Raw genomic sequence first — 23,213 nt, 5'->3', positions numbered from 1 at the left:
CCCGATACCGCGAGTGGTTGGGCCGGTGGGCGGGTCTAGCCACTCCCGAGGACGATATATCGGTAAATAGCCTCATGTATGGTTATTTTCCCGAAAGTATACGCTTCCCAAAGGTTTCATCCGTGTAATCGCCGTCTACTACGACAATGACGACCGATACCACGAGTGCCGGCGGCTCCGAGCCCCGGCCGCGAGGTGGCCGGACGCATGCCTGAGGACGACGAGGCGGCGACCACGTGGTCGCCGGCGGGCGTCGACCTGACCGACAGCGAGTACTACCTCAACCGCGAGCTGTCGGAGCTGGCCTTCCAGGGACGGGTGCTCCACGAGGGGCTCGACGACCGGAACCCGCCGCTGGAACGCCTCCGGTTCCTGGCGTACTTCACGAAGAACACGGACGAGTTCTTCATGAAGCGCGTCGGCGGGCTGAAACAGCAGATCGACGCCGGCGTCACGGAACGCTCGCCCGACGGCCGCACCCCGCAAGAGCAGTGGGAGGAGGTGGTGGACGCGGCGCGCCCGATGTTCGAGCGCCAGGCCGAGTCCTGGCAGACCGAGCTGAAACCGGCGCTCTCGGCGGCGGGCATCGACTTCTACGACCACGACGCGCTCTCGCCGGGCCAGCAGGAGGAACTACGCGAGTACTTCCAGGAGTCCATTCAGCCGACGCTCACCCCGCTCGCGTTCGACCCGGCACACCCCTTCCCGTTCATCTCGAACCTCTCGCTCTCGCTGGCGGTGCTCTCGGAGTCACAGGCGGACGAGGGCGTGACCTTCACGCGCATCAAGGTGCCACAGAACCAGCCCCGCCTCGTCGACGTGCCCGGCGAGGAGCAGAGCTACGTCCTGCTGGAGGACCTCATCGAGGCCAACATCGACCTGCTCCTCCCGAACATCGACATCCGGGACGTCTCGAAGTTCCGCGTGACCCGGAACGCCGAGGTCCGGCGGAACGAGGAGGTCGCCGAGGACCTCATCGACATGATCGAGGAGGTCATCGAGCAGCGCCGGTTCGCGACCGTCGTCCGGCTCGAGGTCGCCGAGGACATGCCAGAGTACTCGCTGGAGATACTCAAGGAGCAACTGAACCTGTCCGACCGCGAGGTGTACCGCCGACGCGGCCCCATCGACTTCCGGGACTTCTTCGACATCGCCGACCTCGACCGCCCGGACCTGAAACTGGACGAGTGGACCCCGCAGCCACACCCCCGGCTGCAGGCCGAACGCGACCCATTCGGCCGACAGGAGGACGAGGAGGTGAACATCTTCGAGGAGATACAGGAGGGGGACATCCTCGCGCACCACCCGTACCACTCCTTCGAGGGCACCGTCCAGCGCTTCCTCGAGGCGGCCGCGGAGGACCCGAACGTCCTCGCCGTGAAGGCGGCCATCTACCGGACCGCCAGCGACTCGAAGATCATCCAGAGCCTCATCGACGCGGCCGAGAACGGCAAGCAGGTCGCGGTGATGGTCGAGCTGAAGGCGCGCTTCGACGAGCAGAACAACCTCGAGTGGGTGCGCAAGCTCGAAGAGGAGGGTATCCACGTCGCCTACGGGACCGTCGGGCTGAAGACCCACACCAAGACCGCGCTGGTGGTCCGGCGCGAGGCCGACGGCGTGAAGATCTACTCCCACGTCGGCACGGGGAACTACCACTCCGAGACCGCGAAGGGCTACGTCGACCTCGGCATCCTCACGACCGACCGCGACACCGGGCAGGACCTCACGAAGGTCTTCAACTTCTTCACCGGCCCGACCCTCGACGAGCAGTTCCGCAAGCTCCTCATCGCGCCGGTGAACCTCCGCGAGCGCTTCACCGAGTGCATCCGGCGGGAGGCACGGCGCGCCCGCCGGGGCGAGGAGGCCCGCATCGTCGTGAAGATCAACGGGCTCGAGGACCCCGATATCGTCGAGGAGCTGTACCGGGCCTCCATGTCCGGCGTCGACATCGACCTCATCGTCCGGGACATCTGCCGGCTCCGGCCCGGGCTGGAGGGCATCAGCGAGAACGTCACCGTCCACTCCATCGTCGGCCGGTTCCTCGAGCACTCGCGCATCTTCTACTTCCGCAACGGCGGCGACCCCGAGTGGTACATCGGGTCGGCCGACTGGATGACCCGGAACCTCGACCACCGCGTCGAGGCGGTGACCCCCGTCGAGAGCCGGGACATCCGCAGGCAGCTGCGGTTCATCCTGGAGACGCAACTCACCGACAACCGTCGTCGCTGGCTCATGCAGAGCGACGGGACCTACGAACAGGTGACGCCGGCCGACGGCGAACCGGTCCGGGACACCCAGGACCGGCTGATGGCGGCGACCCTGCGGGCGGTCTCGCGCGATTCGGACCTCGGAATCGCCATGGACGGCGACGGCCACGACCACGACCTCGACCTGCTCGTCGAACCGGTCGACGACGAGGCCGAGCGCGCCGACAGCGAACCTGCCGACGCCGAACCTGCCGACAACGAACCGGCGGAGGCCGACACGGCGGAGGCCGAAGCGACCGTCGGGAACGACGGTGGCGAGGCGCTCCCGCCCGTCTTCCAGACCCACGACGAACACTGGTACGTCCCACAGAGCAACGACTACGACTGGGCCGTCCGGACCCGGGACGGGAAGCGCCGGTACTTCAAGTCCCGGCAGGGCGCGGCACAGCGGCTCCGGGAGGAGTACGAGTAGGGGCCGTCTCCCGGTGCGCGAGGTGCTTCGGTAGCCTCTCGCCGGGGCACGACCGGCCGACCTTAGTGACCATTATATTCTCGATATCCGCGGAACCAGTCACCCCGGAAGGCTTATACCTACGCGGTCATCGGTATCAATTAGCATAGACGCGGGCGACCGCGCAACAACCCATGAACAGTACGAACGACGAGACCCAGACCGGCCCGCCAGACATCAACAACCGCTACAGAGCACGTGACACCGACGAGGGACACGTAGAAATCTACGACTCCAAGAACGGGGACGCGTGGATCCGCTCCGACTACACACTCGACCTCGCGCGACCCAGCTGAGGCGGGCCGCCTTCTACCAGACCTTCGGCATCACCGCGTAGCGCAGCGTGAACGCCGGCCGTTCCTGCACCACGACCAGCGGCTCGCCCGGGCCGGTCTGGACCGTCAGGTCCCCGGAGACCGCGTCGAACAGCGCCGCGAACGCCTCGTCGTACTCGTTGGCGACGTCCGGTCCCTCGACGGTCGCCTCCAGTGTCCCGGCCGCCCGGGTGTACTGGCGGTTCTCGAGGACGAGGCGCAACTCGCCGTCCTCGACGACGAACGGGTACGACGAGAGGTGCGAGTCGAGTTCGACGCCGGCCGCGATGCGCTGCATCGACTCGGCGGTCGTCTCGACCACGGTCGGCGCCAGCGAGCCGTCCTCCAGCCGGAACCGTTCGTCCGCGGTGAACCGTCTAGGCAGCTCCATGGTTATCTGCTCGAACAGCTCCGGGTCGCGATAGCAGTCGATGTGGGCGGTGACCCGGCCGTTCGTTACCTGCAGGTCCGAGGCGTTCCCGGTCTCGGGGTCGCCCACGAACTCGACGGTGAGGTCGTCGGTCGGGTCGGTGGCGACCCACCCGAGCCACTGGAGCGTCTCCCGGATGTCGAAGATGGCCGTCACCGGGCCGTCGTGTGCCACCTCGCTACCCGGGAGCACGTCGGTCGAGACGGTCCCGTACGTCGCCAGCGACGAGTCGACGCTGCCCGCCGGGGTCTCGATACGGTCCTCGTGGACGCGCACGTACATCTCGTCGTAGTATGGGTCCGCGCTCCGGTCCGGCTTGACCCCCGCCATCGACACCATCCGGCGGAAGACGGCATGTGGGCCGTGGAGTCGTGCCAGCGTCCGCTCGTCCATATACCCTCGTGGATGCGCCCCCGGTACAAAAAGAGTTGGCGGGGATTACTCCATCTTCTCGAACGGCTGGTCGCAGTCGTTGCAGTAGTGCATCGACCGGCAGAGCGACGGGCCCTTCGGGTGGTCCCGGACGGTGTTCTCCGAGCCACAGTAGGGGCACTCCGCGCCCGTGCTGTCGCCGCTGGTCGTGACGGATGGGTCGGGTCGTCTCATATGCTCAGTCCGAACTCGCGCAGGTCTTCCTTGCCCTGTTCGGTCACCATCTCCAGGTTCCACTCCGGCGACCAGACGAGCCGCAGGTCCACGTCGGAGACGCCCTCCACGCCCGCGACGGCCTCGCGCATCTGGTCCTGGAGCATCGTCCGGGCCGGACACCCGGAGTAGGTCAGCGTCATGTCGACGGTGACCTCGCCGGTCCCTTCGTCCGCGGTCACGCCGTAGATGAGTCCGAGGTCCACGATGGAGATTGGCATCTCCGGGTCCTCGATCTCGTAGAGTACGTCCCAGACGTCGCGTTCGAGGCCCTCGCTGTCCTCGCCGGTCGCGGGGACCTCGTCGCTCGCTTCGCCCTCGACGTACTCGGTGTACGCGCAGGCGCTCGTGCCGGCGGGGTCGACGCAGTCGTCGTCCTGCGGGTCGACCGAGTCCGGCACGTCGTCCGGGTCGTACACGTCACTCATCGTCGGGGTCCTTCATGATGCGGCTCGCACTCTCGCGACCCAGCTCCTCGTAGGTGTGCGTGAAGTCGTCGTACAGGTCGAACCAGGCGTCGGTGTGGGACTGGTCGCGGCCCACCTCGTCGGGCGTCTGGAACGCCGAGTGGTGCATGTCGTACTGCTCGGGCAGTTCGGCGTCGTCGACGCTGAGGCCGAGGGACTCGAGGAAGGGCACGACCTCGTCGAGCCACTCCTCGCGCATCGTGACGAGGGGTTCGCTGCGGATACCCAGCTCGACGATGCGGTCCTCGACCGCCTCGTCGGTCGGGGAGAACAGCGTCAGCGCGTACGGGAACAGGCGGTCGAGAGCCTCCTGCACGCGCTCGCGGCCGTCGTCCTCCTCGCAGAGCCGGTCGAGCCAGTTCTCGGCGTGCTCGCGGTGGTAGCCCTCCTCGTCGAGGATCTTCCCGACGCGGTCGCGGATGCGCGGGTACGACGACTCCGCCAGCGCGCGGAGTCGGATGTCCTCGGCGACGTCGTAGAGGTACGACCGGAGGATGGCGTCGGCCCAGTCGCCCTCTTCGAACTCGAGTTCACAGAGGGTGGCGTGGCGCCACTCGTCGGCCGGGCGCTCCCAGATGAGGTCGGACTCGGTCGCGCCCCAGTCCTGGAGCAGGTCGTACCAGAGGCGGGCGTGGCCGTACTCGTCCTGGGCGATGTTCGCCAGGGCGAGGTCGGACTCGAGCGTCGGTGCCCTGACCTGCCACTCGGTGTAGCGCTCGGCGATGACGAACTCGTCGTCGGCCAGCCGGTAGAGCTGGTGCTCGATGGCCTCGCGCTCGTCCTCGGACAGTTCTTGCGGTTCGGGGAGTGTCTCGGCTGCTGCCATCAGTTACCACCTGCCTTCTCGACCTGTGCGCGGCGTTCGCGCTCTGCGGTCGCCTGTTCGCTCTCGGACTCCTCGACCTCCGAGGCGGCGGCCTCGAAGTTGTACGTCATGGCCCAGCGGTAGGCCTTGTCGGTCGTGCCGCCGAACTTCGCGTCCTCGGTGTCGACCTCGCCGATCTCCTTCTGGGGGACGACCCAGAGGCTGTTCGTCGGCTTGCGTCGGGCGTGCTGTACCTCGGCGAACATGAGCGCCATCTCGCGGTCCGGCGCGTGCACGTTGCCACAGTGGGTGTGGTACCCACCGGCTTTCTCCTGTCGGAATACTTCCCAGATCATGGTTCTCAGTCGGCTGCCTGCGGTTGGCTCCCGCCGTAGACGCGGCTCTCGTGGCGGTCCATCGATTCGCGGACCCACTCGACGGCCTCCTGGGCCTGCTGGCGGCCGTTGATCTGCTCGTGGCTGCCGTCGTAGTCGTTCTTCGCGATGGTGAAGAACTCGTCCCAGTCGAGGTCCTCCTCGACGACCTCGTAGGTGCCGTCGTCGTTCTTGTGGATACGCGGCTCGTCCGGGATCTCGAGGCCGTACTTCTCGGCCTTCGGGATGTACGCGTTGAGGAACGCGGTCCGGAGCTCGTCGTTGGACATCTGCTTCAGGCCGACCTCGCTGGCGAAGCCGTGGTGGGTCGACTTCTCGTTGGTGGGGCCGAAGAACTGGATGATGCGCGGCCACCACAGCTCGAAGGCCTCCTGGGTCATCTCCTGTTCCTTCTTCGAGCCGGTCATCAGCTCGTAGAGGATGGCCTCACCGTGCTTGACGTGGAAGCCCTCCTCGAAACAGACCTTGTCCATCGCGTGGGCGTAGGGCTCCCACGAGGTGGACTTCAGGGTGGCCTGGCGGCGCATCGCGGCGCCGTCGACGAAGAACGCGATCATGGGCGTCTCGACCCACGAGTCCATCGGGTAGTGGAAGCAGTTCAGGAACTTCCCCTTCCCCTCCGCGAGTTCGTCGAGCATCTCGTCGCGGGTCTTGATGCCCAGCGACTCTGCGGCGCGGTAGAGCAACTGCCCGTGGCCGATCTCGTCCTGCACCTTCGCGCTGAACGCGAGTTTGCGGTCGAGGCTCGGCGCCTGGCGGATGAAGGGCTTCTCCAGGTACGCGCCCATGATCTCCGAGTTCGCGTGGAACTGGATCATCCGTGTTGCGGCCTTGCGATACTCCTCTGGCATGTCGTCCTTGGGGCTGAACTCCCGGGGTCCGGCCCGTGCTTTGACCTCCTCGATGTCCATGGTCGTTCATCCACAATTATCCGCCCCAGCAACAAACCGATTCACCCGCCCATACACTGGGTTTATATACAGTTATCTCCAACAGACGTTCGTGATAGACGAGTGCCTCGTGGTCGAATTCCGGGTGACCGGTGACGACTGTCCGCTGGCCGATGCGACGCGCAAGACCGGGAGTAGCGTCGACGCTCGCCCGCCACAGCGTCGGAGCGACCAGAACGCACTCCTGCGGTTCAGTGCGGGTGCCGGCCCCGAACTGGCGGAGGTGCTCGACGCCGACGACCGCATCCGGTACCTCCACGCCTCGCACACCGACGACCGGGTGAACTTCCGGTGTCTCTCGAAGCACCCCTGCGTCGTCCACACGCTCTCGGACGCGGGGTTCATGGCCGAGTCGCTGCGGTACCGCGACGGCATCGAGACCTACACCGGCGCGGTCGTGGGGTACGACGTGCTGGAGGGGGTCCTCGAAGCCGCGGGCGAGACCGTCGGCGTGACGCTCGAACGGATCTACCCGCTCGGGAGCGAGGACGACGAGGTCGTCGCCCGCCGGTGGGGGTTCACGCCCGCACAGGAGGAGGCGCTCCGGGCCGCCAACGAGCTGGGGTACTTCGAGGTCCCCCGGCAGGTGACGGCGGGCGAGGTGGCCGACGCGCTCGGCATCAGCAAGTCGGCGTTCCTCGAACGCCTGCGACGGGGCCAGTCGGCACTGTTCGCGCAGGTGTTCGAGTGACTGGAGAAGGGTACGCCGGAAGCTAGCCCGTCTTGTACACACCGCGTGCGTCCGCGATGAGCGTGTCGTCGTCCGCGGCGTACACGTCCACGTCGACCGTCCCCACGTTCTTCCCGCAGCGGACCACGTCGGCCTCGGCGTAGAGGTCGCCCGTGCCAGCAGCGAGGTAGTCGATGCGCATGTCGATGGTCGGTACCGGCTGGTCGACCAGCGAGACCAGCGCCGCGCCGCCGACGGTGTCCGCGAGCGTGAACGTCACGCCCCCGTGGGCCATCAGCTGGTCGGCGTTCCACGACAGGTCCTCGCGCATCTCCAGGCGACCCTCCGCGTGGCCGTCCTCGGCCTCGGTCACGTCCACGCCGAGCAGGTCGGCGAACGGCATCGTCTCGAAGAACTCCTCGATGTCCATGTCCGGGTGTGCTCCGGGGAACCTCTTAACGGTTCATGACCCATGCAACACGGGCCGCTGTGCTTGTCTGCTCAGGGTCCGGGCGCGTGCTGTCAGACGCTCTACTCTAACTGTTTAGAGTAGGGGTTTCCGAGACACTTACAGAATAGAATCAACGGTTAATCCCATCCCCACCATACCATTAGTTGGCGATTTCACAGCGAACCGCTGTCGCCACCCCCATACTCCCCCCAACCCCCTTCCTGACGAACCCAACTCCCCAGAGACGGGTCCATCCGTGGCCAGTACCACGCCTCGTGAGCCCCTGCACCAGTGCGGCACGCGAGCGTCACGCGGCGGGACAGTCAGACACGCTGTCTCCATCCGAGTTTCGAGGCCCGCCGGTTAACTTTGTGGGTCACTAGCATACAAACGTACGATGAAGTGGAGGGAGTACGGCAGGCAGGGGTTCTGGCAGCAACCGATACCGCGTCGCGGTCCCGACCCCGGCGAGCAGGCCGACGCGGTCGAGGGAGTGGTCGCTGGCGAAGCCCTCACCAGGAGAGAGGACGATTCCGACCCGTCGACGAGCGGTCGGGACAGCAGGCGCTTCGAGACCCGAACGCTCTCCGACGGGGACGAGACCGTCCGCGTCCTCTGTGTCGACGACGACGAGAACTACGTGGAGTTGCTGTCGAACTACCTCGAGGAGGAGAACGACCGGCTTGAGACGACGGCGGTGACCAGCGCCGAGGCCGCCCTGTCTGCACTCGAAGGGACCTCCTTCGACTGCGTGGTCAGCGACTACGACATGCCCGAGCTGGACGGCCTCGAGCTACTGGACCGGGTCCGGTCGACGCACGAGGACCTCCCGTTCCTGCTGGTCACCGGGAAAGGGAGCGAGGAGATCGCGAGCGAGGCCATCAGCGAGGGGGTGACCGAGTACCTCCAGAAGGGGACCGGCCGCGAACAGTTCGCCGTCCTCGCGAACCGCATCGAGCGCGCCGCCGAGGCCTACCGGGCGAAGCAGGCCCTCGCGGAGAGCGAGCGCAAACTGGCCACGCTCATCAGCAACGTCCCGGGGATGGTCTACCGCTGTCGGAACGACCGGGACTGGACGATGGAGTTCGTGAGCGAGGGCTGTCGCGAGCTGACCGGATACGACCCCGAGGAGATCGAGTCCGGGACGGTCTCGTTCGGCCGCGACGTCATCCACCCCGACGACCGCGAGGACGTGTGGGAGACGGTCCAGGACCATCTCGGCGAGCGGGAACCGTTCGAGCTCACCTACCGAATCCTGCCGAAGGAGGGGACCCGCAAGTGGGTGTTCGAGCAGGGTCGGGGGGTCTTCGAGGGCGACGAGTTGCGCTCCATCGAGGGCGTCATCACCGACGTCACCGACATCAAAGAGCGCGAACTCCGGTTCGAGGCCATCTTCAACCAGACGTTCCAGTTCATGGGCCTGCTCGAACCCGACGGCACCATCCTCGAGGCCAACGACACCGCCCTGGAGTTCGGCGGGTTCGACCGCGAGGACGTGGTCGGCGACCTGCTCTGGAACACGCCCTGGTTCCCGGAGGACGAGGTCGAGCACGTCAGGGACCTCGTCGACCGCGCCGCCGACGGGGAGTTCGTCCGGACCGAGATGGACGTCATCGGTGCCGACCGGCTGGCCCGCGTCGACTTCTCCATCAAACCCGTCACCGACGAGGACGGCGACGTGGTCCTGCTGGTGCCCGAGGGCCGGGACATCACCAACCGCATCGAACGCGAGCGCGAACTCGAACGCGAGCGCGACCGCCTCGACGAGTTCACGAGCGTCGTCAGCCACGACCTCCGCAACCCGCTGACGGTCGCCCGCACGTCGCTCGAACTCGCCCGCGAGGACCCCGACCCCGAGCACTTCGACCGGGTGGAGCGAGCCCACGAGCGCATCGAGACGCTCATCGACGACCTGCTGACGCTCGCCCGCGAGGGCCAGCGCGTCGAGGAGACCGAACCGGTCGACCTCTGCCGGGTGGCCGAGGCCGCCTGGCAGACCATCGAGTCCGACGACGCCTCGCTCTCGGTCCCGGGCGCCGAGTACGTCGTCGAGGCCGACGAGCCGCGGCTGCGCCAGCTGTTCGAGAACCTCTTCTCGAACGCCGTGGCGTACGGCGGCGACAGCGTCCGGGTCGAGGTCGGCTCCCTCGACGGCGACGACGACGGCTTCTACGTCGCCGACGACGGCCCGGGCATCCCGCCAGAGGAACGAGAGGACGTGTTCGAGCACGGCTACTCGACCGCCGACGAGGGCACGGGGTTCGGGCTCTCCATCGTCGAGAGCATCGCCGAGGCACACGGGTGGTCCATCGACGTGACCGAGGGCGAGGACGGTGGTGCGCGCTTCGAGGTGGTCACCGGCGAGTGTACGCGGAAGCCGCCGAGCGAGGAGATGACGACGGCCGAGGAGCCGCCCACGGCCGAGGAGTGACCGCCGACGTGGCCGGAACAGGAACCATGACCAACAATTAAGCACCCCTGGAAAGTTCATCGTGTATGCGCATCGAGGACGACGACGGCGTACGTACCATCACCTTCGACCGACCGAACGTCATGAACGCGATGAACCTGGAGGTCGCCCAGGAACTCGCGGAGGCCGTCGCGGCGGCCGACCCCGTCGAGCACGACGCGGTCGTCATCACGGGCGACGACCCGGCCTTCTCCGCGGGCGGGGACATCCAGGCGATGAAGGAGCGCGAGGAGGGCCCGCGCGAGGCCTACGAGCGCGTCGCGGAGACGTTCAACCGCGCCGCCACCGAGATGCTGAACTGCGACGTGCCCATCGTCGCGAAGGTAAACGGTGACTGCGTGGGCGCCGGGCTGGCCCTCGTCGCCGCCGCGGACTTCGCGTACACGGTCCCGGACGCGACGTTCTCCTGTGCGTTCATCCGGGTCGGCCTCATCCCCGACACCGCGGCGACGTTCACCCTGCCGCGACTCGTGGGCCTGCGCACCGCGAAGCGCCTCACCTTCACGGGCGAGTTCTTCGACGGCGAGGACGCCGCCGAGATGGACCTCGTGAACGAGGCGGTCCCCGCCGAGGAACTCGACGAGGTCGTCGACGAGATGGTCGGCAAGCTCTCGCGCCGGCCGACCCGCACCATCGGGATGACCAAGCAGGCCATCCACGAGAACCTCGACAACGACTGGCGGAAGGCGCTCGACTACGAGAACATGATGCAGGTGCAGGCGTACATGTCCGACGAGCACGAGGAGGGCGTCGACGCCTTCCTCGAGGGCCGGGACCCCGAGTGGGACTGACGGCTCAGGCCAGTCGGCCGTAGGTCGTCCCCTGCCAGTAGTTGACCAGTTCGAGCGCGGTGCCCACGAGGCCGCCACCGAGGAACAGGAGGACGAGGAACCGCGGTTCGTTGCCGCCGACGTACAGGGCGACGCCCCAGACGGTCATCACGACCGCGAAACAGAGTTCGTAGAGCGCGTGCTCCCTGAACTGCCGGAACGCGGCGGCGAGGAAGAAGACGGTCGCGGAGCCGAACAACAGCAGCGTCGGCCAGTCAGGGTTCTCCAGTGCGGTCGTCACCACGCCGAAGACGAGCAGGACGAGCGCGAGGCCGAGTCGACTCGGTGAGAGACCCCGAGTCTGGAGGAGGTCGAGGACCATACGGGCGGCTTCTCACCGCCCCGACAAAAGTATCACTCCTCTGGAATCACGTACTCGACGCCCTCGGGCTCCTCGGCGGGGACCGAGATGACGATGGTGTTCGAGAGCCGGTTGGTCAGGCGGAGCTTCTTGCCCTCCATCGCCAGCCAGCCGACGAGGCAGTCGATGGGCAGGAAGAAGGCCTTCCCGAACGCCTGGACCGCGGCGGCGAGGAAGTCCGGGTGGTTCCCGCGCCGGTCGGTCACGCGGAGGTTCAACACCATCTTCCCGGCGGACTGCCCCCAGATGCCCTCCGAGAGCGTCCAGTAGACGAACAGCGCGAGGCCGTTGGTGCCCGCGAACGTGCTGAACCCGCCGATGGTGCCGAACTCGACGGAGAGGAGCGAGGGCAGCCCGACGAGGAACTCGTCGAACACCCCGAGGACGACGCTCACGAGGACCACGTCGATGAGCCAGGCGCCGAACCGGGTCTCCCACTTCGCGAGGTGCAGGGTCTTCTCGATAGTTTCAGTCATGAATAGAGATACAGTAAGTGAGACGATAAAGACGGCTGGTCGGTCTCAGTCCCGGAGAAACCGCCTGATGCTTCCGTCGAAGGCGTCCGGGTGCTCGATGACCGACTCGTGGCCCGCCCCGCGGAGCATCGCCAGCGTCCCCGCCGGGAGCGCGCCGACGGCCTCGCGGTAGTCCGCGGCCGTGAAGAACACGTCCGCGTCGCCCCCGACCACCAGCGTCGGGCAGTCCATCTCGGGGAGCAGGTCGCGGCCGTCGAAGGCGAGGCAGGCGTCCGCCGAGACGAGGAAGTCCTGCGGGTCGACCGGGTCGTACAGCAGGTCGTAGCCGACCGACCCGGTCTGCAGGACGCGGGCGAGGACCCCGTCGGCGACGATGCCGTATGCCTCGCGGTAGATGGGTCCCCACCGGCCGCGCTCGCCCCAGTCGCGCCAGCGTTCGACGACCGCGCGCCCCTCGTCGCCGAGGCGTGCCGCCGACAGCCCGAGGACCGCGCGGTCGACCCGGTCGTCACTGGCGGCGAGTGCCTGCAAAAGGAACCCACCCATCGAGAGCCCCATCACGTCGACGGGCGTCTCCTCGGCGTCGAGCGCGTCGAGGACGGCCTCGTAGTCGCGGGCCATGTCGGCGACGGTCGTCCCGGGCTGGATGCCGTGGGGGCGACTGACCATGTAGGCGGTGTGGGTGTCGGCGTATCGCCCGAGGTAGACCGCCATCAGGCGCGGGAACCACCACGAGTCGCCGACCGTGTGCAGCGGGTCGTTCAGGCCCGGAATCACGACGAGCGTCCGGGGACCGTCACCGGTCCTGACGAAGGGGTGACCGGCGAGGGTGCCGGTCTCGACGGAGGGAAACACGGGCGTAGGTTGGTGCCGCCTCGCGAAAAACGGTCTGGCTCCGGGGAACCCCCGCGTCGATTCAGTGCGCGTACTCGACGACCCCGATCTGCCGGTGCAGCCGCGGGTGGTCGAACCACGCCACGCGGTCCTCGCCCCACGAGACCGGCTCTCCGAGCGAGAAGGCGTCCCGGGCGTGGTCGAGGTCGGTCGCCTCCAGCAGGACGGCGCAGGGCGCCGGCCCGAAGTCGTCGAGCCTCCCGCCGAGGCGGTCGCCGGTCGGTTCCGCGAGCGCGACCGCCGCGCCGGGGAACCGGTGCAGGGTCGCGCCGAACCCGGTCGGGTCGACGGTCTCGGGCTGCGGGAGGCGGAACGCCCGGTCGAAGTCCTGTGCCAGCGGCGCGGCGTCCTTCGTCAGGACGACGACCTCGGCGATACCCCGGAGTGGCCCGTCCGCGAGGTCCTCGTGCGGGGTCACGCGGTAGCGCCGCGGGGTCCGGTCCTCGATGCAGAACGGGAGCGTCGCGCCGAGGGAGTCGCCGAGGATCGCCGTCTCCCACTCCACGTGCAGGCCGTCGGGGCGCTCGCGGCCGTCGCGGTCCGGGCCCGCCACGCGCAGGCCGGTGTCGAGTGCCCGGCGCAACGCCCCGCGGAGGTCCTCGGTCCGGATGCACCACGCACAGGGGCCGGCGTCACCCCGGATGAACTCGGGCCATCGGCTCGGGGTGGCCTCGCCGGTTGCCGTGATGAGTTCGAGATAGCTCCCGTCCGGGAAGCCGACGATGCTCATCTCGGTCGTTCCGTCGGCGTGCTCGCCGCCGTAGGTGGTCGGGAGGCCGACGGCGCGGCAGGCGGCCTCGGCGGCCTCACGGTCGGTCCAGGCGGTGGCGACGTGGTCGATGTGCAGGTCCATGCCCTAGGCGAGACGGCCAGCGAGAAAAGCGATTGGTGCGGTCGGGGGTCGAGACTCAGTTCAGGCCGAGGAACTCCTCTGCGTTCTCCCAGAGGATCTTGCGCTGGACCTCCTCCGGGAAGTCCAGTTCGGCGAACTGGTGGAGCCACTTCTCGGGGTCGAGCATCGGGTAGTCGGTCCCGAACATGACCTTGTCCTTCAGCAGGGTCTTCGCGTAGTGCAGCACCTGGTCGTCGATGTACGCCGGCATCCAGCCCGAGAGGTCCATGTAGACGTTGCCCTTCTGCTGGCAGATGGCGAGTTGCTCCTTCTCCCACGGGAACGCCGGGTGCGCGATGAGTATCTGGAGGTCGGGGTGCTCGGCCGCCACGTCGTCGAGCAGCATCGGGTCGCCGTACTTGATCTTCAGGCCGCGCCCGCCGGGTGCGCAGGCGCCGAGCGTCGAGTTCCCGCCGTGGAAGACACACGGGACGCCGAGGTCCTCGATGGTGTCCCACAGCTCGTCGTGCTCGGGGTCGGAGGGGTCGAACCCCTGGGCGATCTGCTGGAACTTGAAGCCGACGAGGTCCAGGTCCTCCACGCAGCGACGGGCCTCCTCGACGCAGTCGTCCTTGAGGGGGTCGACGCTCCCGAACCCGACGAAGAAGTCGTCGTGCTCGTCGCGGACCTCGGCGACGTACTCGTTCGGGACCGGCGGGTTGCCGGTGTTGGTCTCGGCGTCCCAGCCGAGCAGGACCGCCTTATCGATGCCGACGGCGCGGTACTCCTCGATCATCTCCTCGTAGGAGTTCGGCACCATCTCCTTGCCGAAGCGCTTCGCGGCGTCCTGCATCATCTCGCCGCCGGCGTCGAAGAGGAACTCCTCCGTCGGCTGGTGGGCGTGCGTGTCGATGATTCGCGGGTCGTCGGGGTCGACGACGCTCGGGAGGCTCATGTCACTCCCTGCGGCCGGCGGCGTGAAAAACGTCCCTGTTCGTTCGTGAGAGTCAGTCCGCGCCGAAGAGGCGTTCGACCCGGGACCGCAGGCCGAGGTCGCTCTTGGCCATGATGACGGTCGCGTCAGCCCGGCGGCCCACCTCCTCCGGGATGGCGCCGAAGACGAGTTGCTGGAAGAGGCCCTCCCGGGTCGCCCCGATGACGACGAGGTCGTGGTCGGCGGACGCCTCCACGATGGCGTCGGTGACCGAGTCGGCGGTCACCAACTCGGTCTCGACGGGGACGTCCTCGACCCGGTCGGCCGTCTCGGAGAGGACCGCCTCGGCCCGCCGGCGCCCGGTACCCTCCTCCCCGTCGACCGCGACGGTGAGGGCCGTGATGCTCGCGCCGGTCCGGCGGGCGATGGCCGACGCGACCTCGACGGAGAGCCCGGCGTGGGGCCCGCCGGCCGTCGGGAGCAGGATGGAGTCGACGGCCGTCGGCTGGCCGATGCGCTGGACCAGCACGTCACAGCGCGCCCGTTTCACGACCTCGTCCACGTTGCTCCCGAGGATGTAGTCGCGCCGCCGACCGCGGCCACGCCAGCCGAGCAACACGAGGTCGGCGTCGCGCTGCTCGACGGTGTTGAGGATGGCGGTCGACACGGAGTGACCGATGCGGATGACGCCGCTGACGGGGACCTCGGCGTCGTACTCCTCGGCGAAGTCGATGGCCGCGTCCAGGACCGCGCGCTGCTGGTCGACGAAGGCGCGGCCCTCCGAGAGTGGGGTCTGCTGTGGGACCGAGACCACGTTCGTCACCACGACGCTGGCGTCGCGTTCGCGGGCCACGTCGAGGGCGGTCCGCACGAGCTGGTCGACCGACGCCGGGTTCGCGATGGGCACGAGGATGGTCTCCTCGTGGTCGAACGCCGGCGTCTCCTCGGCGACGACCGTCGGCGTCTCCTCCTCGAACTTCTCCAGTTCCTTCTGGCGCGAGTAGCCGTAGTACAGCGCCAGCCCGAGCAGCATCCAGACGGTGGTCGCCCCGAGCGCGATGAGCCCCTCGTTCCGGGTCCCGATGCCGATTGCTTCCAGTCCGAGTTCGTAGATGAGCACGGGCGTCAGCAAGAGCTGGAGCGCGATGCCGATGAGCGGCGGCCAGGGCATGTAGGGAATCTCGAACGTCCGGGGGAGGTCCGGGTGGGTCGCGCGCATCTTCACGACGGTCCAGTTGACCTGCACGAACAGCAGGATGAACATGATGTCCGCCGAGGCGGCGACGCTCTCGATGGGGAGCGTGACCGCCATCAGGACGATGAGGACCGCCGAGAGGAAGATGGCGAGGTGGGGCGTGCGCTTCTCCGGGTGGATGGTGTCGAGCAGGGGCGGCAGCGACCGGTCCCGCCCCATCGCGAACGACACCCGCGAGGACGAGTAGATGGTCGCGTTCAGGGCGCTCATCGTCGCCGCCAGCCCCGCGATGAGGAGCAGTGGCGCGCCGTAGGGCACGAACTGGGCGGCGGCCTCGATGATACCCAGTTCGCCGAGGCCGCCGAGGAGTTCCCACGTCGGGACGCTCGCGGGGTCGCCGGAGACGCCCCCGGCCCGCGCGACGAGTTCCTCGGTCGGGGTGATGCCGCCGATGGCCGCGAAGGCGACCAGGACGTAGATGGGGACGACGATGACCATCGAGTAGAACACCGCCTTCGGGATGTTCTCCCCGGGGTCGACGACCTCCTCGCCGGACTGGACGATGATCTCGTATCCCTCGAACGCGATGTAGGTGAACCCCATCGCCCCGAGGATGCCGAACAGGCCGCCGGGGGCAAAGCGCGGACTGGCGACGAACTTCTGCGGCCAGTTCGGCGTCTGCAGGGTCGCGAGTATCCCGAACCCGACGAACAGCGCGAGGATGACGATCTTGATGGCGGTGACGACGACGCCGGCCTTCCCCGTCTCCTCGGCCCCGCGGTAGTTGATGTACGCGAACAGCGCGACCATCAGCGCCGCGAGCACCTTCTCCGCGAGCAGCCGGGTCAGGAAGCCGAAGAGGACGAAGTCGGACTCCAGCCCGGTCCCGAGGACGACGAACTCGGTGAGGAACACGCCGAAGGTGACCGCGTAGAGCGAGCACGCGACCGCGTGGGCGAACCAGCTCATCCAGCCTGCGAAGAAGCCGTTCGGGTCGACCAGCGCCTCCTTCACCCAGAGGTAGCCCCCGCCGGCCTCGGGGAACGCCGCGCCCAGTTCGGCGTAGGAGACGGCGGTGAACATCGCGACCAGCCCGTTCAGGAAGAACGCGAGGGTGAGCGCCGGCCCGGCGATGCCGGCCGCGAAGCCCGTCAGTGCGAAGACGCCCGCGCCGATCATCGCCCCGACCCCGATGAACGTCACGTCGAACAGGCTCATGTCCCGCGACAGTTCGGTCTCGATGGACTCCCCGCCGCCCCCGGCAGCGTCGCTCATGCCTACCGGACAGACGACAGCACGGGGAAAATGGGCGAGGCTGAATTCTCATGCCGATGTCCGGACCTGTTGTCCAGCCGGACCGTTCGGTTTCATTACCCTCCACCCGAATGCAGGGTGTATCGATGAACACGTTCGTCCTCGTGGTCGCCGGCTTCGGCGTCGCACTCGTCGGGTACAGCCTGTTCAGGTACCTCGGAAGCGCGCACAACAACCTCGTGGAGTCCAGAGAGCGCTGCCAGAAGACCTGGAGCGACGTCGAGGTCCTGCTCGAACGACGGGCCGAGGAGCTGGGGAACCTCGCCGACCTGACGAAACAGCACGTCTCCCACGAGAAGGACGTCCTCGAAGACGTCCTCGAGGCCCGGGAACGCGCCATCGAGGCCCAGTCCCCCGAGGAGGCCCAGGAGGCGCTGGTCGTCCTCCGTGAGTCCGCCCAGGAGCTCTACGACCTCTCCAGCGAGTACCCCGAACTCGACTCCAGCGACCGATTCGACGACCTCGCCCGCAGCATCGAACGCCTCGAACAGCGCCTCGAGAACCGTCGCGAGGAGTACAACGAGGCCGTCGCCGCGTACAACAGTCGGCTGAACCAGGTCCCGGAGCGGTTCATCGCGGACTACCGGAACTACCGCCGGCGCGAACCCTTCGTGGCCTCCGCGGAGGCCCACGAGGGCGTGGACCTGGACGACCGCCTCGACCTCGCCAGCCAGTAGATGGTCTTCGGCGTCCTGCTCTACGTCGGGTTGCTGGTCGGGTCGTTCCTCTCGGTGTTCGTCGGCCTCCAGTACGTCAGCGACGGCTTCCAGCGCTACCGCGAGGACCACGCGGTGACCGACACACCGATCTCGCGACTGGACGCGGTGGCACTCGGGACGGTCGCCGTCAGCGGGACGGTCCAGCCCCTCGGCGAGACGGTGCAGGTGCCGGTGGGCGACGAGGACTGCGTCTGCTACGACCTGACGGTCCGCGACCACACGACGACGGCGTGGTCGACCGAGGTGGACGAACGCGAGAGCGTCCCCTTCGTCGTCGACGACGGTCACGGGCGCGCCCGCGTCGACCCGGCCGCATTCACGCTGGACCTGACCGACGACCGGCAGGCGTCGTTCGAGGTGAAGAGCTACGACGACCCACCGGCACGGGTCGCCGCGTTCGCCGAGGACCGGGACCTCCCCGACCTCGGGATGTCGAAGGACCGCGAGTTCGAGTACGAGTACCTCGCCCCCGGCGACGAGGTGTACGTCTTCGGGCGGGCCACCATCGACGAGACGCGCGAGGACGAGGTGGCGAAACCCATCGTCGTCGAGGGCGACGTCGGCGACGCGCTGCTGGCGAACAAAGTGCGCGAGACGTTACAGGACGAACGCCGGTTCTCGCTCGTGAAGTCCGTCGCCATCGGCGTCGTGCTCTCGACGGTCGGCCTCGCGGCGTTCCTCTGGCTCTCGGGTATCGCCCAGCTATTCCTCGGCGCCTAGGCCCTCGCGGGCGCCCTCGGCGAACCCCTGGAACAGGCCACCGACGATGCCGGTGACGATGGCGTGTTCGACGATGCCGAGGACGACCGCGACGACCAGCCCGCCGAACGCCACCGCCGTCGAGGCCTCGCTCCCGGTGAGGGCCCCGTAGCCGTCGAGCAACAGGACGAACGTCGCGCCGGCGAGGACGAGGAAGAGCACGGCGTTGACGACGAACCGGACCGACCGGTACGTCTTGTGGATGCTCGCACGGACCGACCGGGGGAGCGCCCTGCTGCCGATACTCGGCAGTCTCGCGCCGATGTCCTCGACGGTGTTGTAGGCGATGCCGAGCGCGATGAGGGGGTACTCGGTGAGTCTGATGTCGCCGTCGGCCCAGCGCATCGCGGTCTCGAACTCCTCGAGTTCCTTCGTGGTGACGTGCCACTCGTCGGGTTCGGGCGCGGTGTCCTCGCCGCGGAGGCGCTTGGCGCAGTCGTCACAGAAGTCGTCCGGGATGTCCGCGAGGCCCCGGTCCGCCTCGGTCGAGGCCATGACGCAGTCCTCGTGGGACTGGAACCCGAACAGGCCGCCCGCGAACTGGCGCACGAGGCGCTCGAAGGCCACTCGCGCGTCGGCATCGAACTCGTCGCCGTCGACCAGCTGGTCGATGGTGACCACCGCGACCCCTTCCCCGTCGTGGAACATCCCGTTGACCTCGTCGCCGCCGTAGAGCCGGAGGGGCCTGTCGGTCACCGCGAACGCGAAGTCGGCGTCGGACGCGCCGGCCAGGGTCCGCAGGTACGCACTGGCCCGTGGCGGGTCGTCGTCGCGGTCCCGGTCGAGTTCCCCGAGCGCGCCGCGACGTGTCACCGGGATTCCGAATGTCTCCTCGTAGACCGACTCGACGGCCGCGACGGCCGCTGGAGAGACGTCGTCGACGGAGAACACCTCGACGGTCGGGACCTGTGAATGTGGAAATATCGACATCTATCGACTCGATAGCAGACGGGGACCGGCTAAATTCTATCGGCCAGTCCCGGGAGAATATGCGGACGGCTGTCGCCGGAGCCGCCCCGGTCGCCGGCGAGCCCACGAGGGTTGAGGTATCGCCAGACCAGCAATGCCTCGCTATGCCCGTCCGGGCCGTATCCTGAACGAGGGACATGGGGACCGACACTGCAGCACCACCGGCATCGACGACCGACCTGCGAGCAGCCAGCCGCGTCCGCCTCGCGTTCGGCATCATCGTCGTGGGCTTCGGCGTCTTCGTCGCGACGATGCCGGCGCTGGCGGGCAGCATCGTCCGGCTCTGGCTCGGCGTCGTGCTCGTCGGGGCGGGCATCGCCATGGTCGCCGACGCGAAGGTCGCGGACTCGCTCAGGGCGGGGTTGACGGGGGTCGCCGAGGCGATGGGCTACCTGCTCGTCGGGCTCGCACTCCTGCTGGTCCCACTCGGGCAGACGCGACTCGCGACCCTGTTCGCCATCCTCTACGGCGCGACCGGGTTGCTCCGGCTCGCGACCGCGGTCGCGACGCCGGTCCCGCCCCGGCGCGAGGCGGTCCTCAGCGGGGCCGCGCTGCTGGTCGTCGCGACGCTCCTCGTCGCCGACCTCCCGGGCCGGGCGGTGTGGGCGCTCGGCCTGCTGTGCGGGGCCGGTCTCGTCGTGGTCGGGCTCTCGATGACCGTCGGCGCGCTCAGGGGGTCGCCGGCACCGGACCAGTCTGAGCAGTCCGTCATCGAGGAGCAGGTGTGACCGGCGCCGAGACGGTCCGCGGCTCGTCCGGTTCCAGCACCGTCCGCGGCGGGACCGGCGTCGCCGGGGTGTGGCGGCTGACGAGCAGGCGCTGGAGCAGCGTGAGTTCCGGGGGTGCCGTCTTCTCGATGACCTCGTAGTCGATGACGACCCGGCCCGCCGACTCGTGGATGCGGAAGTAGTTCAGGCAGTACGCGGGGCGGTAGACCGGCGGGAGCAGCCCGAACCGGACCGGCACCCGGTCGAAGCGCTTCAGCCAGGTCCCCGTGTTGACGATGGCCCGGTTCTGGATGCGCCTGAGCGAGGGTCGGTGCGTGTGCCCGTAGATGAACGCCACCACGTCGGGCGTCGAGGCGAACACGTCCAGTGCCGCGTCGACGTAGTGGGCGTCCTCCTCCTCGACGACCGTCTCGGTGCTGAGGATGCCGAAGCGCCGGAGCGTCTGTCTCACGTCGCGGGCGAGGACGAACGCCGGGATGGCGAGTGCGACGAGCAGCCCCATCACGACGAAGTTGATGAAGAGGACGAGCGAGAAGACGTCGCCGACGATGCCGAACTGGCCGAGGAGGGCGGCGTCGGTGAAGACGCTGGTGCGCAGGAGGCCGACGCGCTCCAGCGTCGCCCCGACGACCCAGAGGAGCGTGAGGTTGAACAGCAGCAGGAACGGGAGCGAGGCGTACCGGAGGAACGGGCTCATCTCGCGGTAGTAGTAGTTCGAGATCATCCAGGCCGGGATGTCGGCCAGCGGCGTCACCGACTGGATGTCCTTCAGCCAGTTGTACCGCCCCCGCTTCGAGAGCTGGCCAGCCTTCCCGGTGACGTGCCGGTTGACGAAGTAGCCGAGGGGGTTCGCGAAGGGGTTGCCGAACTGCGGCAGCCGGTTGTTCGGGTCCTCCTGCATCCCGTGTTCGATCCAGAGGCGCTTCGAGCCGACCGGCCGGACGAGGTGGAGTTCGGGCTGGAGGTCGACGTTGTAGGCGGCGAGCCGGTCGACGTACTCGGGGTAGCCCGCCAGTTCGGCGTCGTGGTTCCCCGGGATGAGCGTGATGTCGACGGTCTCGCCGGTCCTGCGGAACTGCTCGAACAGGTCGGGGTGGTGCTCGACGAGCGCGTCGAACTTCGCCAGCCCCGTCAGTTCGGTGAACTCCCACAGGCCGAAGAGGTCGCCGTTGATGACGAGTTCGGCGTCCTCGTCGGTGGTCGCGAGGGTCTGCAGGAACTCGATGAGCTCCGACTCGAACGCGCACTCCTGGAGTTCCTCGTCACCCCCGATGTGGAGGTCGCTGATGACGTAGTACACCTCGGCCATGGCTGGAAGGGGTAGGCGCCCTGGCGGCTTACCAACTCTGTGCCGGTCCGTGACTGTCTCCGCCGGCGAGGGGACTAACGGCTGCTCGACACAGGACGGTGAGAGGTCCAGTGGGGCACTCGACACGAGTGACCGTCGCTCTGTCTCCTGCTTCTTGCGCCGCCTGTCCGGGTGGTGTCAGCACCTCGCGGCGGGATGCGACACGAGACGAACAGGACTCCCGAGACCTGCAAGCGCGGGCGACTTCTCGGGCGCACCCGAAGATTAGCTAATCCGTTCTGCGCCCTACCCTTCGGGGACCAACTCATGAGTGCAGACACCATCGCTGGGACCGGCGCGGGCACCGACGCGGAACAGACCGGCATCGAGGACTCGTGGCGGGCCCTGCTCGTGGTGGGCATCGCGCTGGCCGTCATGGGCATCCTCGCGGCGGTCTTCCCGCTGCTCACCGGCGTCTCGATAGCCCTGCTGTTCGGGGCCGCGCTGGTCGTCGGTGGGTTCTTCACCATCGCCCACGCGTTCTCCGCGCGGCGGTGGACCGGCTTCGTCTGGCAGACCATCCTCGCGGTCGTCTACGCCGTCGCCGGGATACTCGTCCTCGCGAACCCCGTCCTCGGGCTGGCGTCCCTGACCGTCCTGCTCGTCGCGTACCTCGTCTCGAGTGGCATCGTCCAGGTCGTGCTGGGCCTGCAGACCAGCGGCCAGCCGAACTCCGCCTGGCTCATCGTGGGCGGGGGCATCAGCCTCCTCGTCGCCGTCTTGCTGTTCCTCGGCCTCCCCTCGACGGCGACGTGGGCGATCGGCCTGCTGTTCGGCGTGCACCTGCTCGCAACCGGCATCTCGATGATCATGGTCGCGATGGGGACGAAGAAGGCCGTCGAGGCCGAGGAACCGACCCCGCCGACCGCGAGACCCGGCGGCGTCTGACCCCGGACGGTACCGGAGCCATGTCGACCGAACTCGGACACGAACCCGCCCCCGGCGACCTCCAGCCGGGGCTCTACGAGAGCCGACGCGTGTTGCTCTCGGTGGGGGTCGCCCTCGGCCTGCTCGGGCTGGTCGCCATCGTCTTCCCGCACGTGAGCAGCGTCTCGCTCGCGGTCGTGCTCGGGACGATACTGGTCGTCGGCGGGACCATCCAGGTCGCACACGCGTTCTCGGCCCGTGACTGGCGCGGCGTCGTCTGGCAGGGACTCGTCGCGGCCCTGTTCACCGCGCTCGGTATCCTCGTGCTGGCGAACCCGTCCCTCGGCCTCCTCTCGCTCTGGGTCCTGCTCGTCGCGCTGTTCCTGACGGTCGGCGTCGCCCAGTTCGTCCTGGGCGTCGGCATCCGCGGCGAACCGAACTGGCAGTGGCCACTCGTCGCCGGCAGCGTCTCCATCCTCGCCGCAGTCGCCCTCTGGCTGGGGCTCCCGTCGCCCGAACCGTGGGGCATCGGGCTCGTCTTCGGCATCGCCGTCGCGACGACGGGGCTCGCGCTCGTCATGCTGGCAGTGGGCGCACGACCCGCCGAGCCCACCGAGGATGCGACACCGGCGGCTGGGCGGGCGAGCGAACGATAGGGAGAGAGGCGGCTGT

25 protein-coding genes are annotated in these 23,213 nt (G+C 68.2%); 10 read left to right on the top strand and 15 right to left on the bottom strand.

The features are described 5' to 3' along the window. Positions 1-207: 207 nt before the first annotated feature. Positions 208-2,679 carry a polyphosphate kinase 1 gene (ppk1, locus tag NOV86_RS02770; RefSeq protein WP_267639702.1) on the top strand — a complete coding sequence of 824 codons (2,472 nt, stop codon included), beginning with the start codon at positions 208-210 and terminating at the stop codon, positions 2,677-2,679. A 173-nt stretch (positions 2,680-2,852) separates the two neighbouring features. Further along, on the top strand, positions 2,853-3,014 hold the full coding sequence (locus tag NOV86_RS02765) for a DUF7331 family protein (protein WP_267639701.1): 162 nt from the start codon (positions 2,853-2,855) through the stop codon (positions 3,012-3,014). A gap of 13 nt (positions 3,015-3,027) precedes the next feature. On the opposite strand, the gene NOV86_RS02760 is transcribed toward NOV86_RS02765, so the two are convergent. From NOV86_RS02760 to paaA, 6 genes are read right to left on the bottom strand one after another with little or no spacing between them, the layout of a single operon-like run. After that, entirely contained in the window at positions 3,028-3,855 is an 828-nt protein-coding gene (locus NOV86_RS02760) for a hypothetical protein (RefSeq protein ID WP_267639700.1), read from the bottom strand. A gap of 45 nt (positions 3,856-3,900) precedes the next feature. Continuing rightward, positions 3,901-4,068 (bottom strand): 1,2-phenylacetyl-CoA epoxidase subunit PaaE, encoded by a 168-nt coding sequence (paaE, locus tag NOV86_RS02755; protein WP_267639699.1) that lies wholly within the window; start codon positions 4,066-4,068, stop codon positions 3,901-3,903. Then, complete coding sequence (gene paaD / locus NOV86_RS02750) at positions 4,065-4,535, bottom strand: 1,2-phenylacetyl-CoA epoxidase subunit PaaD (RefSeq protein WP_267639698.1); 471 nt, start codon at positions 4,533-4,535, stop codon at positions 4,065-4,067. Before paaD ends, paaE begins: the two co-directional genes overlap by 4 nt. After that, positions 4,528-5,400, bottom strand: a complete 873-nt coding sequence (gene paaC, locus NOV86_RS02745; protein WP_267639697.1) for a 1,2-phenylacetyl-CoA epoxidase subunit PaaC — start codon at positions 5,398-5,400, stop codon at positions 4,528-4,530. Before paaC ends, paaD begins: the two co-directional genes overlap by 8 nt. Further along, positions 5,400-5,735 carry a 1,2-phenylacetyl-CoA epoxidase subunit PaaB gene (paaB, locus tag NOV86_RS02740; protein WP_267639696.1) on the bottom strand — a complete coding sequence of 112 codons (336 nt, stop codon included), beginning with the start codon at positions 5,733-5,735 and terminating at the stop codon, positions 5,400-5,402. Before paaB ends, paaC begins: the two co-directional genes overlap by 1 nt. Before the next feature lie 5 nt (positions 5,736-5,740). Beyond that, entirely contained in the window at positions 5,741-6,685 is a 945-nt protein-coding gene (paaA, locus tag NOV86_RS02735) for a 1,2-phenylacetyl-CoA epoxidase subunit PaaA (RefSeq protein WP_267639695.1), read from the bottom strand. 91 nt (positions 6,686-6,776) lie between these two features. On the opposite strand from paaA, the gene NOV86_RS02730 reads away from it, so the two are divergent. Then, positions 6,777-7,415, top strand: a complete 639-nt coding sequence (locus NOV86_RS02730) for a helix-turn-helix domain-containing protein (protein ID WP_267639694.1) — start codon at positions 6,777-6,779, stop codon at positions 7,413-7,415. 22 nt (positions 7,416-7,437) lie between these two features. Here NOV86_RS02730 and NOV86_RS02725 read toward each other — a convergent pair whose 3' ends face one another. After that, positions 7,438-7,824 (bottom strand): PaaI family thioesterase, encoded by a 387-nt coding sequence (locus tag NOV86_RS02725; RefSeq protein WP_267639693.1) that lies wholly within the window; start codon positions 7,822-7,824, stop codon positions 7,438-7,440. A gap of 418 nt (positions 7,825-8,242) precedes the next feature. Here NOV86_RS02725 and NOV86_RS02720 point away from each other — a divergent pair, with 418 nt between their 5' ends. Both NOV86_RS02720 and NOV86_RS02715 read left to right on the top strand, forming a co-directional pair. Continuing rightward, positions 8,243-10,276 carry a hybrid sensor histidine kinase/response regulator gene (locus NOV86_RS02720; RefSeq protein WP_267639692.1) on the top strand — a complete coding sequence of 678 codons (2,034 nt, stop codon included), beginning with the start codon at positions 8,243-8,245 and terminating at the stop codon, positions 10,274-10,276. A gap of 65 nt (positions 10,277-10,341) precedes the next feature. Then, a complete protein-coding gene (locus tag NOV86_RS02715) occupies positions 10,342-11,106 on the top strand; it encodes an enoyl-CoA hydratase/isomerase family protein (RefSeq protein WP_267639691.1) in 765 nt (254 codons plus the stop codon). 4 nt (positions 11,107-11,110) lie between these two features. Here the strand turns inward: NOV86_RS02715 and NOV86_RS02710 are convergent, their stop codons facing one another. The 6 genes from NOV86_RS02710 to NOV86_RS02685 all read right to left on the bottom strand — a co-directional run bounded on the left by NOV86_RS02710 (position 11,111) and on the right by NOV86_RS02685 (position 17,112). After that, positions 11,111-11,467 carry a DUF8064 family membrane protein gene (locus NOV86_RS02710; RefSeq protein WP_267639690.1) on the bottom strand — a complete coding sequence of 119 codons (357 nt, stop codon included), beginning with the start codon at positions 11,465-11,467 and terminating at the stop codon, positions 11,111-11,113. Between the two features lie 32 nt (positions 11,468-11,499). After that, positions 11,500-11,982, bottom strand: a complete 483-nt coding sequence (locus NOV86_RS02705) for an RDD family protein (protein ID WP_267639689.1) — start codon at positions 11,980-11,982, stop codon at positions 11,500-11,502. A 45-nt stretch (positions 11,983-12,027) separates the two neighbouring features. Continuing rightward, positions 12,028-12,837 (bottom strand): alpha/beta fold hydrolase, encoded by an 810-nt coding sequence (locus NOV86_RS02700; protein WP_267639688.1) that lies wholly within the window; start codon positions 12,835-12,837, stop codon positions 12,028-12,030. A gap of 61 nt (positions 12,838-12,898) precedes the next feature. Next, a complete protein-coding gene (locus tag NOV86_RS02695; RefSeq protein ID WP_267639687.1) occupies positions 12,899-13,729 on the bottom strand; it encodes a VOC family protein in 831 nt (276 codons plus the stop codon). Between the two features lie 55 nt (positions 13,730-13,784). After that, complete coding sequence (locus NOV86_RS02690; RefSeq protein WP_267639686.1) at positions 13,785-14,663, bottom strand: amidohydrolase family protein; 879 nt, start codon at positions 14,661-14,663, stop codon at positions 13,785-13,787. Positions 14,664-14,715: 52 nt separating this feature from the next. Continuing rightward, positions 14,716-17,112: an amino acid permease gene (locus tag NOV86_RS02685; RefSeq protein ID WP_267639685.1), complete on the bottom strand. Its 2,397-nt coding sequence runs from the start codon at positions 17,110-17,112 to the stop codon at positions 14,716-14,718. A 125-nt stretch (positions 17,113-17,237) separates the two neighbouring features. Here NOV86_RS02685 and NOV86_RS02680 point away from each other — a divergent pair, with 125 nt between their 5' ends. Together NOV86_RS02680 and NOV86_RS02675 are read left to right on the top strand one after the other, a co-directional pair. Further along, positions 17,238-17,828 carry a LemA family protein gene (locus NOV86_RS02680; protein ID WP_267639684.1) on the top strand — a complete coding sequence of 197 codons (591 nt, stop codon included), beginning with the start codon at positions 17,238-17,240 and terminating at the stop codon, positions 17,826-17,828. Continuing rightward, positions 17,829-18,590 carry a GIDE domain-containing protein gene (locus NOV86_RS02675; RefSeq protein ID WP_267639683.1) on the top strand — a complete coding sequence of 254 codons (762 nt, stop codon included), beginning with the start codon at positions 17,829-17,831 and terminating at the stop codon, positions 18,588-18,590. On the opposite strand, the gene NOV86_RS02670 is transcribed toward NOV86_RS02675, so the two are convergent. Continuing rightward, complete coding sequence (locus tag NOV86_RS02670; RefSeq protein ID WP_267639682.1) at positions 18,573-19,559, bottom strand: hypothetical protein; 987 nt, start codon at positions 19,557-19,559, stop codon at positions 18,573-18,575. The genes NOV86_RS02675 and NOV86_RS02670 overlap by 18 nt on opposite strands. Before the next feature lie 176 nt (positions 19,560-19,735). On the opposite strand from NOV86_RS02670, the gene NOV86_RS02665 reads away from it, so the two are divergent. Beyond that, positions 19,736-20,326, top strand: coding sequence for a hypothetical protein (locus NOV86_RS02665; RefSeq protein ID WP_267639681.1), 591 nt, complete (start codon positions 19,736-19,738; stop codon positions 20,324-20,326). Here the strand turns inward: NOV86_RS02665 and NOV86_RS02660 are convergent. Next, a complete protein-coding gene (locus NOV86_RS02660; protein ID WP_267639680.1) occupies positions 20,307-21,635 on the bottom strand; it encodes a metallophosphoesterase in 1,329 nt (442 codons plus the stop codon). The two genes, NOV86_RS02665 and NOV86_RS02660, sit on opposite strands and share 20 nt — an antisense overlap. Before the next feature lie 306 nt (positions 21,636-21,941). Between NOV86_RS02660 and NOV86_RS02655 the strand changes: the two genes are divergently transcribed. After that, the gene (locus NOV86_RS02655; protein ID WP_267639679.1) at positions 21,942-22,562 is read left to right on the top strand and encodes an HdeD family acid-resistance protein; all 621 of its coding nucleotides are present in this window, start codon (positions 21,942-21,944) and stop codon (positions 22,560-22,562) included. Between the two features lie 20 nt (positions 22,563-22,582). After that, positions 22,583-23,197, top strand: a complete 615-nt coding sequence (locus tag NOV86_RS02650; RefSeq protein ID WP_267639678.1) for an HdeD family acid-resistance protein — start codon at positions 22,583-22,585, stop codon at positions 23,195-23,197. Positions 23,198-23,213 lie beyond the last annotated feature (16 nt).

It is taken from the genome of Haloarchaeobius amylolyticus, assembly GCF_026616195.1.
GTDB lineage: Archaea > Halobacteriota > Halobacteria > Halobacteriales > Natrialbaceae > Haloarchaeobius > Haloarchaeobius amylolyticus.
Note: the sequence above shows the minus strand (reverse complement) of the source record. Positions and strands in the feature narration are given on the sequence as shown.

What these genes read in the sequence shown, in the direction of transcription:
- paaC (WP_267639697.1), bottom strand. Translation starts at nt 5,400, where the DNA reads ATGGCAGCAGCCGAGACACTCCCCGAACCGCAAGAACTGTCCGAGGAC.
- NOV86_RS02675 (WP_267639683.1), top strand. Translation starts at nt 17,829, where the DNA reads ATGGTCTTCGGCGTCCTGCTCTACGTCGGGTTGCTGGTCGGGTCGTTC.
- paaE (WP_267639699.1), bottom strand. Translation starts at nt 4,068, where the DNA reads ATGAGACGACCCGACCCATCCGTCACGACCAGCGGCGACAGCACGGGC.
- NOV86_RS02760 (WP_267639700.1), bottom strand. Translation starts at nt 3,855, where the DNA reads ATGGACGAGCGGACGCTGGCACGACTCCACGGCCCACATGCCGTCTTC.
- NOV86_RS02725 (WP_267639693.1), bottom strand. Translation starts at nt 7,824, where the DNA reads ATGGACATCGAGGAGTTCTTCGAGACGATGCCGTTCGCCGACCTGCTC.
- paaB (WP_267639696.1), bottom strand. Translation starts at nt 5,735, where the DNA reads ATGATCTGGGAAGTATTCCGACAGGAGAAAGCCGGTGGGTACCACACC.
- NOV86_RS02685 (WP_267639685.1), bottom strand. Translation starts at nt 17,112, where the DNA reads ATGAGCGACGCTGCCGGGGGCGGCGGGGAGTCCATCGAGACCGAACTG.
- NOV86_RS02680 (WP_267639684.1), top strand. Translation starts at nt 17,238, where the DNA reads ATGAACACGTTCGTCCTCGTGGTCGCCGGCTTCGGCGTCGCACTCGTC.
- paaD (WP_267639698.1), bottom strand. Translation starts at nt 4,535, where the DNA reads ATGAGTGACGTGTACGACCCGGACGACGTGCCGGACTCGGTCGACCCG.
- NOV86_RS02765 (WP_267639701.1), top strand. Translation starts at nt 2,853, where the DNA reads ATGAACAGTACGAACGACGAGACCCAGACCGGCCCGCCAGACATCAAC.
- NOV86_RS02715 (WP_267639691.1), top strand. Translation starts at nt 10,342, where the DNA reads ATGCGCATCGAGGACGACGACGGCGTACGTACCATCACCTTCGACCGA.
- NOV86_RS02705 (WP_267639689.1), bottom strand. Translation starts at nt 11,982, where the DNA reads ATGACTGAAACTATCGAGAAGACCCTGCACCTCGCGAAGTGGGAGACC.
- NOV86_RS02710 (WP_267639690.1), bottom strand. Translation starts at nt 11,467, where the DNA reads ATGGTCCTCGACCTCCTCCAGACTCGGGGTCTCTCACCGAGTCGACTC.
- NOV86_RS02660 (WP_267639680.1), bottom strand. Translation starts at nt 21,635, where the DNA reads ATGGCCGAGGTGTACTACGTCATCAGCGACCTCCACATCGGGGGTGAC.
- NOV86_RS02670 (WP_267639682.1), bottom strand. Translation starts at nt 19,559, where the DNA reads ATGTCGATATTTCCACATTCACAGGTCCCGACCGTCGAGGTGTTCTCC.
- NOV86_RS02650 (WP_267639678.1), top strand. Translation starts at nt 22,583, where the DNA reads ATGTCGACCGAACTCGGACACGAACCCGCCCCCGGCGACCTCCAGCCG.
- NOV86_RS02690 (WP_267639686.1), bottom strand. Translation starts at nt 14,663, where the DNA reads ATGAGCCTCCCGAGCGTCGTCGACCCCGACGACCCGCGAATCATCGAC.
- ppk1 (WP_267639702.1), top strand. Translation starts at nt 208, where the DNA reads ATGCCTGAGGACGACGAGGCGGCGACCACGTGGTCGCCGGCGGGCGTC.
- NOV86_RS02665 (WP_267639681.1), top strand. Translation starts at nt 19,736, where the DNA reads ATGGGGACCGACACTGCAGCACCACCGGCATCGACGACCGACCTGCGA.
- paaA (WP_267639695.1), bottom strand. Translation starts at nt 6,685, where the DNA reads ATGGACATCGAGGAGGTCAAAGCACGGGCCGGACCCCGGGAGTTCAGC.
- NOV86_RS02695 (WP_267639687.1), bottom strand. Translation starts at nt 13,729, where the DNA reads ATGGACCTGCACATCGACCACGTCGCCACCGCCTGGACCGACCGTGAG.
- NOV86_RS02720 (WP_267639692.1), top strand. Translation starts at nt 8,243, where the DNA reads ATGAAGTGGAGGGAGTACGGCAGGCAGGGGTTCTGGCAGCAACCGATA.
- NOV86_RS02655 (WP_267639679.1), top strand. Translation starts at nt 21,942, where the DNA reads ATGAGTGCAGACACCATCGCTGGGACCGGCGCGGGCACCGACGCGGAA.